The organism is Acidovorax sp. SUPP3434 (assembly GCF_030159015.1).
GTDB lineage: Bacteria > Pseudomonadota > Gammaproteobacteria > Burkholderiales > Burkholderiaceae_C > Paracidovorax.
The window spans coordinates 22506-38757 of sequence record NZ_BQXL01000020.1 but is presented as its reverse complement, the minus strand read 5'-3'; the positions used below and the strand labels follow the sequence as shown (position 1 = coordinate 38757).

Annotated in this window: 10 protein-coding genes; 2 read left to right on the top strand and 8 right to left on the bottom strand. The window is 71.6% G+C overall.

Going from position 1 to position 16252, the window contains the following annotated elements; genetic code table 11:
* Positions 1-198: 198 nt before the first annotated feature.
* From AVKW3434_RS21525 to AVKW3434_RS21490, 8 genes are all read right to left on the bottom strand, one after another.
* The gene (locus AVKW3434_RS21525) at positions 199-558 is read right to left on the bottom strand and encodes a cupin domain-containing protein (RefSeq protein ID WP_284407451.1); all 360 of its coding nucleotides are present in this window, start codon (positions 556-558) and stop codon (positions 199-201) included.
* A gap of 80 nt (positions 559-638) precedes the next feature.
* Positions 639-1859: a M20 aminoacylase family protein gene (locus AVKW3434_RS21520; protein WP_284407450.1), complete on the bottom strand. Its 1221-nt coding sequence runs from the start codon at positions 1857-1859 to the stop codon at positions 639-641.
* Positions 1856-2554, bottom strand: a complete 699-nt coding sequence (locus AVKW3434_RS21515) for an HAD-IA family hydrolase (protein ID WP_284407449.1) — start codon at positions 2552-2554, stop codon at positions 1856-1858. Before AVKW3434_RS21515 ends, AVKW3434_RS21520 begins: the two co-directional genes overlap by 4 nt.
* Before the next feature lie 206 nt (positions 2555-2760).
* Positions 2761-3870, bottom strand: a complete 1110-nt coding sequence (locus AVKW3434_RS21510; protein WP_284407448.1) for a PA0069 family radical SAM protein — start codon at positions 3868-3870, stop codon at positions 2761-2763.
* Between the two features lie 185 nt (positions 3871-4055).
* Positions 4056-4316, bottom strand: coding sequence for a hypothetical protein (locus tag AVKW3434_RS21505; protein WP_272568362.1), 261 nt, complete (start codon positions 4314-4316; stop codon positions 4056-4058).
* Between the two features lie 340 nt (positions 4317-4656).
* Positions 4657-5730, bottom strand: coding sequence for a S1 family peptidase (locus AVKW3434_RS21500; RefSeq protein WP_284407447.1), 1074 nt, complete (start codon positions 5728-5730; stop codon positions 4657-4659).
* A 91-nt stretch (positions 5731-5821) separates the two neighbouring features.
* On the bottom strand, positions 5822-6037 hold the full coding sequence (gene cspE / locus AVKW3434_RS21495; protein WP_272552015.1) for a transcription antiterminator/RNA stability regulator CspE: 216 nt from the start codon (positions 6035-6037) through the stop codon (positions 5822-5824).
* Between the two features lie 204 nt (positions 6038-6241).
* Positions 6242-6946, bottom strand: a complete 705-nt coding sequence (locus AVKW3434_RS21490; protein WP_284407446.1) for a Crp/Fnr family transcriptional regulator — start codon at positions 6944-6946, stop codon at positions 6242-6244.
* 265 nt (positions 6947-7211) lie between these two features.
* On the opposite strand from AVKW3434_RS21490, the gene AVKW3434_RS21485 reads away from it, so the two are divergent.
* Together AVKW3434_RS21485 and AVKW3434_RS21480 are read left to right on the top strand one after the other, a co-directional pair.
* A complete protein-coding gene (locus tag AVKW3434_RS21485; RefSeq protein ID WP_284407445.1) occupies positions 7212-7466 on the top strand; it encodes a DUF1488 family protein in 255 nt (84 codons plus the stop codon).
* 106 nt (positions 7467-7572) lie between these two features.
* Positions 7573-16101, top strand: a complete 8529-nt coding sequence (locus tag AVKW3434_RS21480) for a glycoside hydrolase family 94 protein (RefSeq protein ID WP_284407444.1) — start codon at positions 7573-7575, stop codon at positions 16099-16101.
* The last annotated feature ends 151 nt before the right edge of the window (positions 16102-16252 follow it).

Here is a 16252-nt window from a genome sequence, read left to right as displayed (position 1 = left end):
TCCGCTGTGCGGAAAGTTTGAAAAAATCTCCAGCTTATTCATGAAAAATTTGCGCAATGGTTGCGTTACTTTTTCGCAATCATGCGAGCAGTGCCCATGCGTGCACCCAATAGGTGACGTGATCGTTTTGGCCCCGTAGCCAGGACCCGTCTCTTTAGCCCAATTCCGGATGCACACCGGAAACAGACCATGGAGGCTTCACCGCTCACCAGCCAGCACCACGAACACCTTGCGCAGCGTTTGCGTCACATGCCACTCGCCCGTCGTGTTCGACGGGAAGAACAGCGTGTCTCCGGCTCGAATGGATTGCGGCTCGCCGCCCGTGGGCGTGAAGGTGCAGGCCCCGGCCAGGATGTGCATGACCTCGGCATTGGCCAACTGGCGCTCGAAGCGGCCGGGAGTGCATTCCCACAGGCCCGAGCGGTTCTCGCCCGCGCCCTGCAGATCGACGTCGATGCCGCTGAACTCGCACGGCGGCAGGGTCAGCGGACGGGCGGGCGTGCCCTGGTGTTCGAAGCCGCCGAGGGTGGCGGACTGGCGCAGCACGGTGATGCTCATGGGATGGTCCCTTGGGTCGATGAAGTGGATGGAAGGAATCAAAGTGCGGCGCCGGGGCGATGCCAGGCTTCAAGCCCGCATCAGGCCGGCGCCAGGGCGCGCGCCGCCACCTCGCAGAACCAGCGCACGCCCAGCGGCAGCGCGTCGTCGTTGAAGTCGTAGCACGGGTGGTGCAGCGCGCGCTCCCCGTCGGGTCCGGGCTCGGCGCGGCCCTGGCCGAGCCACAGGTAGGCGCCCGGGCGGCGCTGCAGCATGAAGGCGAAGTCTTCCGAGGTGAAGGCCGCGCGCGGTGCCACGCCGGCCTGCAGGCCGATGGCGCGTGCAGCCTGCAGTGCCAGATCCGCCTCGGCCGGGGTGTTCACCGTCGCGGGGTAGTAGCGCAGGTAGGTCACCTCCACCTGCGTGCCGCTGGCCAGGGCGATGCCCTCGGCGGTGGCGCGCAGCGCGGCCTCGATGCGGTCTTGCGATGCGGCGTCGAAGCTGCGCACCGTGCCGGTGATCTGCACCTCGGCCGGCAGCACGTTGTGGCTGTGTCCGCCCTCGATGCGCGTGACCGACAGCACGGCCGACTCGCCGGGGTCGATGCGGCGCGCCACGATGGTGTTGAGCTGGGCCACCAGCTGGCTCGCGGCCAGGATGGCATCGGGTGTGTGGTGCGGCTGCGCGGCATGGCCGCCGCGCCCGCGCACGGCGATGTCGAAGCGGTCGGCCGCGGCCATGATGGGCCCGGGCCGGGTCTGGGCGTGGCCCAGCGGCAGGTCGGGCCAGTTGTGCAGCGCGTAGACGCTGTCGCACGGAAAGCGCTCGAACAGGCCGTCCTCGATCATCTTGCGCGCGCCGCCCTGGCCTTCCTCGGCGGGCTGGAAGATGAAGTGCACGGTGCCGCCCCACCCGCGCGTGCGCGCCAGCTGGCGCGCCGCGCCGATCAGCATGCTGGTGTGGCCGTCGTGCCCGCAGCCGTGGTGTGCGCCCGGGTGGCGGCTGGCATGGGCGGCCGTGCCCAGTTCCACCATGGGCAGCGCATCCATGTCGGCGCGCAGGCCCACGCTGCGGGGCCCGCTGCCGCAGCGCAGCGTGCCGACCACGCCCGTGCCGCCGATGCCTTCGTGCACCTCCAGGCCGAGCAGCCGCAGCGACTGCGCCACGATGCCGGCCGTGCGCCGCTCCTGAAAGGCCAGCTCGGGGTGCGCATGCAGGTCGCGCCGCAGCGTGACGAGCTCGGGCAGCAGGTCGGCCACCGGCCGGGCGATGCGCTCCAGGCCCTCCAGCGCCGGCAAGCGCTCGTGGCCGTCCAGGCTCATTGCCCCGCCTCCACCGCGTCGGCCAGCTGGGCCAGCGTGTGGAAGTGGTAGTCCGGCACGGTGTGCTCGGATTCGATGGTGCCGCCCGAGTCCTTCATGCCGTGCCGCCGTTCGATCCAGCAGGTGGTGATGCCCAGCCGCTTGGAGATGCCGATGTCGTGGTACTGGCTCTGCGCCACGTGCAGGTTGTCGGCCTGCCGGTAGCCCCAGGCGCCCTCGTAGCGGCCGCGGGCATAGGCGAAGTAGCGCGCGTCGGGCTTCTCGCACAAGGCGTCGTCGCAGCTCAGCAGCAGGTCGAAGGGCGAGCCCATCGCTTTCTGAAAGTGCTCCAGCGCCCAGGTCTGGGCGTTCGTCATGGTCACGAGCTTGAAATGCCCGCGCAGGCGCTGCAGCGCCTGCGCCGAGTCGGGGAACGCCGGCCAGTCTGCCACCGAGTCGCGCAGGCCGCGCGCCAGCGCCTCGCTGTCGGGCAGGCCAAGCGACGGCGCGATCGCATGCCAGCAGCGCTCCAGGTCGTCGGGATAGGCCCAGGTGTCGCCGCTCTTGCGCGCGGCGCGGTAGGCCGCGAGGAACGCCTCGTCGGTCACCGCGCTGCCGGGTACGGCCCGGCGCAGATAGGCGAGCATGCCGCCCTCGAAGTCGATGAGGGTGCCGACCACGTCGAAGGTCAGCACTTTGAAATCACGCAAGGCCATGGGTCGCACTCCAGACAGCAGGAAATGGCGGAAAGCCGGCCACCGCAGGAAACGGCAGCGGCCACAGAACATTCACGGCCGAGCTTAGAACCGTGGCCGCCCCGCGTGGCACTGAAGCGGGGGCCGGCGACAGCAGCAAGTTGCGTTGTCCGGCGCATTGCGAAAGATTGTTTGCAGCCCCCCCGGCCGCGCCGTCCTTCGCGGCGTCAGAACAGGCTGCCCTGCCCCCGCGCCAGCCCGGGCCGGTACTGCGACAGGTCCAGCTCCACGCGCTGGCGGTTCAGGCCCAGGCGCCGGCACGCGGTGGCGAACCGCTGGCGCACCAGGTCGGCCCACAGCCCCGTGCCCTTCATGCGCGTGGCGAAGTCGCTCTGGTAGCTCTTGCCCGCCGCGCGGGCCTCAGCGCTCAGGCCGTGCAGGTCCTGGATGCGGGCCATCACGCGCGCCGCGCGCTGCGGGTAGTGCAGCGCCAGCCACTCGCGCATGAGCGGCGCCACCTCCCAGGGCAGGCGCACCACGGTGTAGAAGGCGGTCGTGGCGCCGGCGTCACGCGCGGCCTCCAGCACCTGTTCCATGTCTTCGGTGATGAACGGGATCTGCGGCGCCACGCTCACGCCCACGGGCACGCCGGCCTCGGCCAGCGCGCGGATGGTGCGCAGGCGCCGGTGCGGCGCGGCGGCGCGCGGCTCCAGGCGGCGGGCGAGCGCGGCGTCCAGCGTGGTGATGGTCACGTAGGCGGCGGCCAGGTGGTCGCGCGCCAGGGGGGCGAGCAGGTCGAGGTCGCGCTCCACCCCGCTCGACTTGGTGATGACCGAAAACGGATAGCGGGCCTCGCCCAGCACTTCGATCAGCCCCCGCGTCAGGCGCAGCTCGCGCTCCACGGGCTGGTAGCAGTCGGTGGCCGATCCGATGTTGAGCAGCTGCGGCACGTGCCCGGGCCGGGCCAGCTCGCCGCGCAGCACCTCGGCGATGTTGTGCTTGGCGATGATCTGCGTCTCGAAGTCCAGCCCCGGCGACAGGTTCAGGTAGCTGTGCGTGGGCCGCGCATAGCAGTAGATGCAGCCGTGCTCGCACCCGCGGTAGGGGTTGACCGAGTGCTCGAAGAAGATGTCCGGCGAGTCGTTGGCGCAGATGGCGCTGCGCGCGGTCTCCAGCACCACGCGCGTGGCCTGGGGCTCAGCAGCGTCCGGCCCTTCGCCGGGTTCGGCCCAGCCATCGTCGAAGGCGTCGCGCGCATCGCGCAGGAAACGGTGCGGGATCCGCGTCGCGGCGCCCCGGCCCTTGATGGCGTGCAGTGGGATCTGGAATTCGGACATGGACGGCGCCTCGGCTGCGGGCTGGGCCAGGGGCGGCGCCGGTTCGACGCCTGCCTGCGGCCAGCCAAAGACTGTATATAAACACAGATTTTAGCGCCGTTCGCTCGGGATGTCTTCCGCCCCTTCGCCGGGCGCCGTTGGCCCCGATGCCGTGGGCCTGCCCTGGCCCGGGCCGCCGCCCGCGGTCAGGCGGCCAGGGAGAGGCGGCGCAGGAGGCCGCGCAGGTGCATGCGCTGCAGTTGCACATCCAGCGCCTGCAGCGCGCGGCCTTCCTCGGTGAAGCCCGTGATCCGGGCGCAGACCGGGCCGCCTTCCTCCTCCACGGCGGTGGTGCCCGTCAGCAGGCCGGCGGCGCGCAGCAGCTCGAAATGCTGGATTTCCTCGGGGTCGGAGGTGGTGAACGGCAGGGGCTGTTCCGCCACCTTGCCCAGGAACACGACGTTCATATGCGCACTTTCTTCACAGGGCTGGCGCGCGCACCGGCCGGAACTCGGGGATCGAATCCGTGGCGCCAAGGCTGCCGCCCTCAGGGAAGGCACACGGTAGGCGACAACGCGGTGCAGCACAAGCACGGCCGGACAGGAGGTCACGGTGCTGCCCTCGGCAACGGTTTCGGTGTTTTTGGCCTCCAGCACAATCAACACTAGGGCATGTCGCTATTAATTTAATAGCAAAATGAAAAACAGCCGCACCCGGTGGCCTCCTGCTGCGCCCATCCCGTGGCCCCTGCGTTGCGGGCCCGCCACCCCGGGCGTCCTGCCGATGCGCCGTTCGGCGCGCCGTGGCTCAGTCGGCCGCAACGGGCGGGGCGGCCGCCGGCCCCGGGCCGGTGAGCGCCATCAGCACGTCGGCATACCAGGCGCAGTTCAGGCCCAGCGATTCGTCCTGCACCAAGTCGCGGGTGCTCATGTCCATGCGGGTCGAGTGCACGCCCAGCAGCTGCCACGGCAGCGGCACCGGCCCGGCGTCCACGCGCCGGCGCAGCACCGGGGCGCCGCTGCTGCCGCGGTGGGTGCGGGCATCGGTCAGGAAATAGCCCTGCTGCTGGAACCGCACGCCGTAGGCCGAGGCCACCGAGGCCGAGCGCACCACGGGCAGGCGGTGCACCGTGTCGTGAAACCCCAGCGGAAACCCGATCACGACCAGCGCATCGCCGACCTGGGGCGGATCGCCCGCGGCCTGCAGGTGGCTGGCGTCGAACGCCTCGAAGACGCAGCCCTCGGGCATGCGGGCGGTGTCGATCTCGATCGCGGCCACGTCCACCTCGCCCCCGCTGTCCACCGCCTGGCGCCACAAGCCCAGTCCGTCGCGGTACAGCGGCAGCGAGAACACGGCGACGCGCGTGAGGTCCTGCGGATGCAGGTGCAGGTCGATTTCGATGCGGTCCGGAAAATGGGCGCTGGGCGCGTCGGCCAGCACGTGCCGGCTCGTCACTAGGAAAAGCCGCCCGTCGCGCCGAAAGAAGAAGCCGCTCGCGCCCGTCAGCGAGCGCGGCCCGTCGAACGTGCTGATGCGCGTGGTGGTGAGCAGCACGGATTCGGTGGCCGGGGCCTGGGACTGCGCCACGGGTCCGGACTCGGACTCGGACTCGGCCAGCGGCGCCGGCGTGCCAGGCAGCGCGGCGATCACGCCGTGCATGCGGGCGGCGTCGCGCTCGAAGGTGGACAGCACATGGTCGGAGATGGGGGCGTGGAGCATCACGGTCCGGGCCGCTTCGACGTGCGCGTCGAACGACCGCGCCAGCGTGCCCTGCGCTCCGGACGGCAGGGCATCGAGCAGGGCCGGCAGCAGCGCGTCGATGGCGATGAGGCTGCCCTTGAGTTCGCAGATGCGCTCGGTGACGTCTTGCAGGTTTTTCATGGGGATGCGCCTTCCAAAAAAAGAAAACGCGGCCGGGGCCGCGTTTCGGGAGAGGGTGCGGCCGGGGCGGACACCGCCCGGGCCTGGCGCCTTATTCGACGGCGCGGATGTTGGACGCCTGCGGTCCCTTTTCGCCTTGCGTCACTTCGAACTGCACGCGCTGGCTTTCCGCCAGGGTCTTGAAGCCGCTGCCACCCTGGATTTCGCGGAAGTGGGCAAACAGGTCCTTGCTGCCGTCATCGGGAGCGATGAAGCCGAAGCCCTTGCCATCGTTGAACCATTTCACGGTGCCGGTTTGTGTCGTCATATCGATTCCTTTTCAAGTTGCCGCGGCGCGAACGTGCCTGCGGCGCAGAGACGCCAAGAAAATCATCGATGGGATATTCGACAACATCCACCGGCAGGGCGCCGGCGGGCAACTGGGGAGCGACCTAGGGAGTGACGGTCTTGCACATGTCTACGCGACCCATGGTACACCCGTTCCCGCAACCGCCCTGGCACAGCGACGCGCTCACGGCAAAAGCCGCTCGTATTCGCGCTGCACGAGCCGGTGGCATTCGCAGCTTCGGCGCAGCAGTCCATCGATGTCCAGCACGGTGATGCGGCCACGGCGGTAGCGGATCAATCCGGCTTGCTGTAGATTCCCCGCCGCTTCCGTCACCCCTTCGCGGCGAACGCCCAGCATGTGGGCGATGAGCTCCTGGGTCACCACGACGTCCGGGCCCTCCAGGCGATCAAGGCTGGTCAGCAGCCAGCGGCACAGTTGCTGGTCCAGCGAGTGGTGGCGATTGCACACGGCCGTCTGCGCGATCTGCGCCAGGAGCGCCTGTGCGTAGCGCAGCAACTGCCGCTGCCACGCGGCGGACTGCTGCAGCACGTCCAGCAGCGCATGGGCCGGCACGCGCCAGCCGCGGCCTGCGCACTGCACCACGGCGCGGTGGGGCATCGATTCGCCGCCCAGCACGATGCACGCGCCGACCATGCCCTCGAAGCCGACCACGGCGACCCCCGCGCAACCGCCGTCTTCCAGGCGATGCAGCAGCGAAACGATGGCGGTGGTGGGAAACACCGCATGGCCCACGCGCTCGCCCGGCTCGCCGAGCACCTGGCCCACGCCGAGGCTCACGGATTCGAGGTCGGGGTGCAGGCGCTGCCATTCGGCGTCGCCCAGTGCGGCGAGCAGGCGGTTGCGCCGGGGTTCTTCACGGTGGGGCATCGCATTCTCCAGAAAGCCGGATGCATCAGCGATGGAACAGCCACCGGCAACGATTCGCCCGGTTCAGTATAGGGTGCGGCCCGCGCACGGCCTGTGTGTGCCAGCGCACAGACAGGCGGGCGATCCGGCCATAGCCTCGCAGGCCAAGCGGCGCCAAGTCTTTCGCCGCCCTTTTTTGCTTTTCTTGCGCGCTCCCCCCATGCCCGCGCCGGTGCACCCACCGCCCGGCGGCATGCGATCACCCCCCACCTTTTCGGAGTTCCCCATGTCACAGCCTCCCTTTTTCCACGAAGCCTCGGGAACGGTGCGCTTCTGGGTCGAGGTCCAGTCGCAATGGATCGGTGCCAGTGTCGGCAAGGATGCCCTGCACTACCGCTACAGCCCCGGCACCGCGGACGAGGACCCGATGGACACCTACCGCAGCCACGTCCCCGAGATCGAGGCCGCGGCGCGCCGCCGCGTGGACCAGGGCGCCATCGAGCCCGTGATGCTGCGCGAGTTCGACCTGCGCGCGCCCTAGAGCGGCCGGCCGCGCACGCGCGCCCTCCTTCGCCCCGCCTTCCGTTGCCCGATCCGCCGTTCAGTCGCCTGGGCGCACCACCGCCCACAGCCCACCGAAAGGCACCATGACCCCCTTCCTCCAACGCCTCCTGTTTCGCGGCAGCGATGCATCGCTGTGGTCCGGCTCGGCGCCGGTGCGCGGCGAACTGTTCGGGCTGGAGCGCCTGGAGCAGCACGCCCAGAGCCTGGCCGCCGCGCAAGCCGTCAGCGCCAGGCCCCCGGCCGTCGCCCCGCTGCGCCGGCGCCTGGACGACAACGCCCGGGTGCTGCTGGCCGCCTACCGCGCCAGCGCGGCCGAGCTGGAGGCGGGCCGGCGGGTCGTGCCCGCCGCCGAGTGGCTGCTGGACAACTACCACCTCGTCGAAAAGCAGGTGCGCGACATCCGGGGCGATCTGCCGGCCGACTACTACCGGCAGCTGCCCAAGCTCGCATCGGGCCCCTTCGCGGGCTATCCCCGGGTGCTGGGCCTGACCTGGGCCTTCGTGGCCCACACCGACAGCCATGTGGATGCGGGCACGTTGCGGGCCTTCCTGCAGGCCTACCAGCGCGTGCAGCCGCTGACCATCGGCGAGCTGTGGGCGGTGGCGATCACGCTGCGCATCGTGCTGATCGAGAACCTGCGCCGGCTGGTGGACCAGATGACTGTGGGACGCGCCGCGCGGGCCGATGCCGACCGGCTCGCCACGCACCTGATGGCCCTGGGCTCCGCCCGCTCGGCGCTGGACGAGGACATCGCCGCGCGGTCGCCCCTGGCGCTGTCCGAGCTGTTCGCCGCCCAGCTCGCCAAGCGGCTGCGCGACCACGACCCGCGGACCATGCCGGCGCTGGGCTGGCTGCAGGAACGCCTGCAGCAGCAGGGCACCACCATCGACGAAGTGGTGTCGCATGCCCAGCAGCGCCAGGGCGCCTCCAACGTCACCGTGCGCAACGTGATCACCAGCCTGCGCCTCATGTCCGACATCGACTGGGCCGACCTGTTCGAAAGCGTGAGCCTGGTGGACGAGCGGCTGCGCGAAGGCAGCCACTTCGCCGCGATGGACTTTCCCACGCGCAACCTCTACCGCGACGCCATCGAGCAGTTGGCCCGCCGGTCCCGCCATTCGGAACTGGATATCGCCGAGCACGCGCTGGCCGCCGCGAAGGCCGCCGCCAGGGCCCCGGGTGCAGAGCGCAGCGACGGCGCCGACGACCCCGGCTACCACCTCATTTCCGGGGGGCGCAGGGCGCTCGAGCAGGCCATCGGCTTCCATGCGCCGCTGCACTGGCGCCTGGCGCGCCTGCGGGGCGAGCACAGCCTGCGCGGCTACGTGGGCGCCATCGCGCTGACCACGGGTGCGCTGTGCGCCGCGGGCTGGCTCGTGCTGCCCGTGGGCGCGGGCGCGTGGCTGACCGCACTGTGGCTGCTGGGCCTGCTGCTGCCCGCCTCCGAGGTCGCCACCAGCCTGGTGCACCGGCTGGTGGCCTGGCGCCTGGGCGCGGCGCCCCTGCCCGGGCTGGAGCTGGCCGGGGGCATTCCGGCCTCGATGCGCACCCTGGTGGCCATGCCCACGCTGTTCACCAGCGCGGCGGACCTGCTGGAGCAGATCGAGCGGCTGGAGGTGCACTACCTGGCGGGCGGCGAGGGCGACATCGCCTTCGCGCTGGTGGCCGATGGCGTGGATGCGCCCACGCAGGACCTGCCCTCCGATGCCCCCCTCGTCGCACTGGCCGAGCAGGCCATCGCGGCGCTGAACCTGCGCCACGGCCCCGCGCCGCAGGGGCCGCGATTCCTGCTGCTGCACCGCAGCCGCCTGTTCAACGCGGCGGAGAGCACCTGGATGGGATGGGAGCGCAAGCGGGGCAAGCTCCATGAGCTGAACCGGCTGCTGCGCGGCGCGGCGGACACCAGCTTCGTTTCCACCCCGGCCGTGCCGCAGGGCGTGCGCTACGTGATCACGCTGGACGCCGACACGCGGCTGCCGCGCGACGCGGCGCTGCGCCTGGTGGGCAAGATGGCCCACCCGCTCAACCGCCCCCGGTTCGACCCGGTGTCGCAACGCGTCGTGGGCGGCTACGCCATCTTGCAGCCGCGCATCACGCCGTCGCTGCCCACCGGCAGCCAGGGCTCGTTCTACCAGCGGATCTCCTCCAGCCCGGGCGGCATGGACCCGTATGCGATGGCCATCTCGGACGTCTACCAGGACCTCTTTGGCGAAGGCTCGTACACCGGCAAGGGCATCTACGACGTGGATGCCTTCGAGGCATCGCTGCAGGGCCGGGTGCCGGACAACACCCTGCTGAGCCACGATCTCTTCGAAGGCACTTTCGCGCGCGCCGGCCTGGCCTCCGACATCGAACTGATCGAGGAAGCCCCGGCCCGCTACGACGTGGCCGCGCGGCGCCAGCACCGCTGGACCCGGGGCGACTGGCAGCTGCTGCCCTGGATCGCCGGCCACTGGAGCGGGCCCCAGGCCGTGTCCGCCGTGGGGCGCTGGAAGATGATCGACAACCTGCGCCGCTCGCTGCTGGCGCCATCGGCGCTGCTGGCGCTGGGCATGGCCTGGGCGATGCCCACGGCACCCGCCGCCGTCGCCATGCTGCTGGTGCTGCTGGTGCTGGCCATTCCTTCCTGCCTGCCGGTGCTCTCCAGCGCCTGGTCGCACCGGCCGGGCGTGCGGCTGCGCAGCCAATGGCGGGTGCTGGCCACCGATGCGCGGATGGCCTGCGCCCAGACCGTCCTGGCCTGGAGCCTGCTGGCGGACCAGGCCTGGCGCATGGGCGATGCCCTGGTGCGCACGCTGGCCAGAATGTTCGCCACCCGCCGCCACCTGCTGGAATGGACGACCGCGGCGCAGTCCGGCCAGCGGCCCCGGCCGGGCGTCATTGGCTTTTACCGCCAGATGGCCCCGGGCATGGCGCTGGGCCTGGCAGTGGCGGGGGCCGCCATCGCGCTCGCGCCATCGCACTGGGCCGCCACGCTGGCGCTCCTGCTGCCGATGCTGTCGCTGTGGCTGGCGGCGCCCGCCCTCGCCGCCTGGGCCAGCCGGCCGCCGGGCATGGCCCCGCTGCTGGCACTGCAACCGGCGCAGGCCCTGGCGCTGCGCCGGATCGCGCGGCGCACCTGGCGCTACTTCGAGACCTTCGTGACACCGGCGGACCACATGCTGCCGCCCGACAACTTCCAGGAAACGCCCCGGCCCGTGGTGGCGCGCCGCACCTCGCCGACCAACATCGGCCTGTACCTGCTGGCGACGGCCGCAGCGCGCGATTTCGGCTGGGCCGGCACGCTGGAGACGGTAGTGCGCCTGGAGGCAACGTTCGCCACGCTGCAGCAGCTGCAGCGCTTTCGGGGCCACTTCTTCAACTGGTATGGCACGGCGGACCTGCGCGCGCTCGATCCGCCCTACGTGTCGTCGGTGGACAGCGGCAACCTCGCCGGCCACCTGATCGCCCTGGCCAACACCTGCGACGAGTGGAGGGCCCAGGGCGGCCCCTGCGCGGAAGTGCGCACGGGCATCGGCGACGCGCTGCAGCTGGCGCGTGCGGGCCTGCCGGGCCTGGCCAGCGCGCGCGGCGTGCCCCTGGCGCAGCGCATGGGCGAGCTGCTGGACGGCATGGCCGCCCTGATCGATGGCCCCCTGCCCCTTCGGGAACTGGCGCCCGCGCTGGGCCGCCTGGCCGACAAGGCGGCCGGCGCGGCGAAGGAGGCGGGCTCGGTGGACGGCGATCCGGGCGTGGACGAAATGCTGTTCTGGACCCGCGAGATCGCCCGCGTGGCCGCGGCGCACGCCGACGATGCCCTGGCGCCCACCTCGGCGCCGGCCCTGGCCCAGCGGCTGCAGGCGCTGGCCGGCACGGCGCGTGAGATGGCCCTGGCCATGGATTTCGCGTTCCTGATGGACCCGGAGCGCAAGCTGCTGTCCATCGGCTACGCCCTGGCGGAGCAACGCCTGGACGAGAACTGCTACGACCTGCTCGGGTCCGAAGCCCGGCTGGCGAGCCTCTTCGCCATCGCCAAGGGCGATGCACCCACCCGCCACTGGTTCCGCCTGGGGCGTGCTGCCACGCCGCTTGCGGGCGGCTCGGCGCTGATCTCCTGGTCCGGCTCGATGTTCGAATACCTGATGCCCTCGCTGGTCATGCGGGCGCCCGCGGGCAGCCTGCTGGAGCAGACGAACCGCCTGGTGGTGCAGCGGCAGATCGCGTACGGGCAGGCGCTCGGCATTCCGTGGGGCATCTCGGAGTCCGCCTACAACGCGCGCGACCGGGAGTTCACCTACCAGTACTCCAACTTCGGCGTGCCGGGCCTGGGCCTCAAGCGCGGGCTCGGCGACAACCGCGTCATCGCGCCGTACGCCACCGGCCTGGCCGCCATGGTGGAGCCGCGCGCGGCGCTGCTGAACTACGAGCGCCTGGCCGCCCTGGGCGCGCTGGGCCACCATGGCTTCTACGAAGCGCTGGATTTCACGCCCACCCGCCTGCCCGAAGGGCAGCCGGTGGCCATCGTGCGCAACTACATGGCCCACCACCAGGGCATGACCATCGTGGCCCTGCTCAACGTGCTGAAGGACGGCCGCATGCGGGAGCGCTTTCACCGCGAGCCCATGGTCCAGTCCAGCGAGCTGCTCCTGCAGGAGCGCACGCCGCGCAACGTGGCGGTGGACCGGCCGCGCGCCGAAGAGGTCAAGGCCTCCCTGGACGGCGGCGTTGGCCAGCCGCCCACCGTGCGCCGCCTGGCTGCCGGAGCGCCGGGGCCGGTCACGCACCTGCTGTCCAACGGCAGCTACACGGTCATGCTCACGGCCGCCGGCGCGGGCTACAGCCGCTGGCGCGGAGTGGCGGTGACCCGCTGGCGCGAGGACGCCACGCGGGATTCGCACGGCAGTTTCATCTACCTGCGCGATGTGCAAAGCGCCCAGCTCTGGTCCCCCACCACCCAGCCCCTGGGCGCCAGCCACCACCACGGCGACGTGCTGTTCGGCGAGGACCACGCCACGTTCTCGCACCACGACAAGGGCCTGCTCACCACGCTGGACGTGCTGGTGTCCGGCGAGACCGACGGCGAAGTGCGCCGCATCTCGCTGGCCAACAGCGGGCGCCGGGCGCGCGAGATCGATGTGACCTCCTATGCCGAGGTGGTGCTGGCGCCGCAGGCCGCGGACGACGCGCATCCCGCGTTCTCCAAGCTCTTCGTGCTGACCGAGTACCTGCCGGAATTCGGCGCGCTGATCGCCACGCGCCGGCCGCGCACGCCGCACGAGCCGCAGGCATGGGCCGGGCATTTCGCGGTGCTGGAAGGCGAGATCACCGCGGCGCCCCAGTACGGATCCGACCGCGCGGGCTTCCTGGGCCGGGGGCGCGACCCCGCCACCGCCGCCGCCGTGCTGCAGGACCTGCCGCTGTCGGGCGCCGTGGGCACGGTGCTGGACCCGGTCTTCGCCCTGCGCCAGCGGGTGCGCGTGGCACCGGGTGGGCTGGCGCGAATCGCCTTCTGGACGGTGGTGGCATCGACCCGCGCGGGGTTGCTGGACCTGATCGATCAGCACCATGAGCGCAGCGCCTTCGACCGCGCAGCCACGCTGTCGTGGACGCAGGCCCAGGTGCAGCTGCGCCACCTGGGGGTGGACGGCGAGGAAGCCGCCGACTTCCAGCGCCTGGCCGCCCCGCTGCTCTATGCCGACCGCCGGTTCCGCGCCCATCCCGAGACCCTGCTGCAGGGCGCCGGGCCGCAGTCGGGGCTGTGGCCGCACGCGGTCTCCGGCGACCTGCCCATCGTGGTGCTGCGCATCGACGACATCGAGGACATGCCGCAGGTGCGGCAGTTGCTCACGGCCCACGAATACTGGCGCATGAAGCAGCTGAGCGTGGACCTGGTCATCCTCAACGAACGCGCGTCTTCCTACGTGCAGGACCTGCAAGTGGCCATCGAGACCGCGGTGCGCAGCAGCCAGGCGCGCCCGGCCATGGCATCGGGCCTGGCGCAGGGCGCGGTCCATGTGCTGCGGGCAGACCTGCTCGGGGTCCAGGGGCGCGCGCTGCTGCAGTCGGCGGCGCGCCTGGAGCTCGTCGCGCGCCAGGGTCCGGTCGCCGACCGGCTCGCCCGCATGGCGCCGCCCGCCCCGGGCGTGGGACCAGCCCCCGCCAGACCGGCCTGGGCGCCGCCGCCCTCCCAGCTGGCGCCTGGTGCGGCACCCGCCGCAGCGGCATCCGACGACCTGGAGTTCTTCAACGGCCTGGGCGGATTCGCCCTGGACGGGCGGGAGTATGTGGTGCGGCTGGGCCCGGGCCAGGCCACCCCGGCGCCCTGGATCAACGTCATCGCCAATCCGGGGTTCGGGTTCCAGGTGTCCGAGCGCGGCAGCACCTGCACCTGGTGCACCAACAGCCGCGAGAACCAGCTGACCCCGTGGTCCAACGACCCGGTGAGCGATCCGTCCGGAGAAGCGATCTACGTGCACGACGAAGCCACGGGCGAAGCGTGGACCGCCACGGCACAGCCCCTGGGCGACGATGGCGTGTACGAAGCGCGCCATGGCCACGGCTACAGCCGGTTCGCGCACGCGGCACGCGGCCTGGGGCTGGAGTTGCTGCAGTACGTGCCCGGCGAAGACCCCGTCAAGATCTCGCGCCTCACGCTGCGCAACACCTCGGGCAAGGCCCGGCGCCTGACCGTCACGGCCTATGCCGAATGGGTGCTGGGCACCTCGCGCGGCGCGTCGGCGCCGTTCATCGCGACCGCGGTGGATGCCGGCAGCGGCGCCCTGCTCGCCCACAAGCCCTGGGACATGGCCTTTCCCGGCCGGGTGGCCTTCGCGGACCTGCGCGGGCAGCAGACGGCGTGGACGGCCGACCGCACGGAGTTTCTGGGACGCCACGGCGGGCCCGGGGCACCCGCCGCGTTCGCCAGCAACGACCCGCTGTCGGGCCGCACGGGCGCCGGGCTCGACCCCTGCGCGGCGCTGCAGTGCGTGGTCGAACTGGCCCCGGGGGCTTCGGTGGAGGTCGTGTCCCTGCTGGGGCAAGGCGACTCGCTGCAGGCCACGCAGGCGCTCATCGCCCGCTACCGCACCTGCGATCTCGATGCCGTGCTGGCGCAGGTGACCGCAGGCTGGCGGCAGACGCTGGGTGCGGTGCAGGTGCGCACGCCCGACCGGGCCATGGACATCCTGCTCAACGGTTGGCTGCTCTACCAAACCATCGCCTGCCGGCTCTGGGCCCGGGCGGCCTTCTACCAGGCCAGCGGCGCCTACGGGTTCCGCGACCAGTTGCAGGACGGGATGGCGCTGCGCTTCACCCACCCGGAGCAGACCCGCGCGCACCTGCTGCGCGCCGCCGGCCGCCAGTTCCCGGAAGGCGACGTGCAGCACTGGTGGCTGCCGCACTCCGGCCAGGGCGTGCGCACCCGCATCTCGGACGACCGCGCCTGGCTGGCCTATGCGGCGGCGGAGTACGTCGCCACCTCGGGCGATCGCGCCGTGCTGGACGAAGCCGTGCCCTTCCTCGAAGGCCCGGCGCTGCAGCCCGGCGAACACGATGCGTTCTTCCAGCCCATGCCGTCCGGACAGTCGGCCTCGCTGTTCGAGCACTGCGCCCGCGCGCTGGACCAGTGCATGGCGCTCACGGGCCGGCAGGGGTTGCCGCTCATCGGCGCCGGCGACTGGAACGACGGCATGAACCGCGTGGGCGCCGAAGGACAAGGCGAAAGCGTGTGGCTGGGCTGGCTGCTGATCCGCACCGTCGCCCTCTTCGCGCCGCTGGCCGAAGATCGGGACGACGGCCGGGCCGCGCTCTGGCGCGCGCACGCGGAATCGGTGCGTGCCGCCATCGAGGCGGTGGCATGGGACGGCGCCTGGTATCGCCGCGCCACCTTCGACGACGGCACCTGGCTGGGCTCGCAGGACAGCGGGGAGTGCCGCATCGACGCCATCGCCCAGGCCTGGGCCGTGCTGTCGGGTGCCGCCGACCCGGCGCGGACCGCCCAGGCCATGGATTCGCTGGAGCGGCACCTGATCCGCCAGGACGACGGGCTCGCGCTGCTGCTGGCCCCCCCGTTCGACCAGATGCCGCGGGACCCGGGGTACATCAAGGGCTACCCGCCCGGCCTGCGCGAGAACGGCGGTCAGTACAGCCACGCCGCCATGTGGTCCATCCTCGCCTTCGCCCAGCAGGGCGATGGCGACCGGGCCGCCGCGCTGTTCCGGCTGGTGAACCCCATCCTGCACGCCAGCACGCCCGAGCAGGTCGCCCGCTACCGGGTCGAGCCCTACGTGGTCGCGGCCGACGTCTATGCCGTGCCCCCGCATGCCGGGCGCGGCGGCTGGACCTGGTACACCGGCTCGGCCGCCTGGATGTACCGCGCGGGCATCGAAGGCATCCTGGGGCTGCGCCGCGAAGGCACGGCGCTGCGGGTGCGGCCCTGCATTCCTGCGGACTGGCCGGGGTTCGAGGCGACGGTCACCATCGGCACCAGCCACTGCGCGATCCGCATCACCCGTGCCCCGGATGCCGGCGGCCCGCCGCAGGCCTGGCTGGACGGTGCCTCCGTGCCCTGCGAAGACAGCGGCGTACGCGTGCCGCTCGACGGTGGAGGGCACGATTTGCTGCTGACGCTCTGATCGCGGCGCGCCCCGTGCACCGAAGAAAGCCGCCCATACTGTATTTAAATACAGACACTCAGTACACTCTGGCCCACCATGGATTTCGCTCTGTGGCACAGTCGGAGGGCACGCCTGCAGGCAACCCGCCCGGCACTGCGCAGTGAACGCC

Bases quoted from the DNA above. Each gene is read 5' to 3' on its own strand.
- AVKW3434_RS21480 (WP_284407444.1), top strand. From the start codon at position 7,573: ATGACCCCCTTCCTCCAACGCCTCCTGTTTCGCGGCAGCGATGCATCG.
- AVKW3434_RS21505 (WP_272568362.1), bottom strand. From the start codon at position 4,316: ATGAACGTCGTGTTCCTGGGCAAGGTGGCGGAACAGCCCCTGCCGTTC.
- AVKW3434_RS21510 (WP_284407448.1), bottom strand. From the start codon at position 3,870: ATGTCCGAATTCCAGATCCCACTGCACGCCATCAAGGGCCGGGGCGCC.
- AVKW3434_RS21520 (WP_284407450.1), bottom strand. From the start codon at position 1,859: ATGAGCCTGGACGGCCACGAGCGCTTGCCGGCGCTGGAGGGCCTGGAG.
- AVKW3434_RS21490 (WP_284407446.1), bottom strand. From the start codon at position 6,946: ATGCCCCACCGTGAAGAACCCCGGCGCAACCGCCTGCTCGCCGCACTG.
- cspE (WP_272552015.1), bottom strand. From the start codon at position 6,037: ATGACGACACAAACCGGCACCGTGAAATGGTTCAACGATGGCAAGGGC.
- AVKW3434_RS21515 (WP_284407449.1), bottom strand. From the start codon at position 2,554: ATGGCCTTGCGTGATTTCAAAGTGCTGACCTTCGACGTGGTCGGCACC.
- AVKW3434_RS21525 (WP_284407451.1), bottom strand. From the start codon at position 558: ATGAGCATCACCGTGCTGCGCCAGTCCGCCACCCTCGGCGGCTTCGAA.
- AVKW3434_RS21485 (WP_284407445.1), top strand. From the start codon at position 7,212: ATGTCACAGCCTCCCTTTTTCCACGAAGCCTCGGGAACGGTGCGCTTC.
- AVKW3434_RS21500 (WP_284407447.1), bottom strand. From the start codon at position 5,730: ATGAAAAACCTGCAAGACGTCACCGAGCGCATCTGCGAACTCAAGGGC.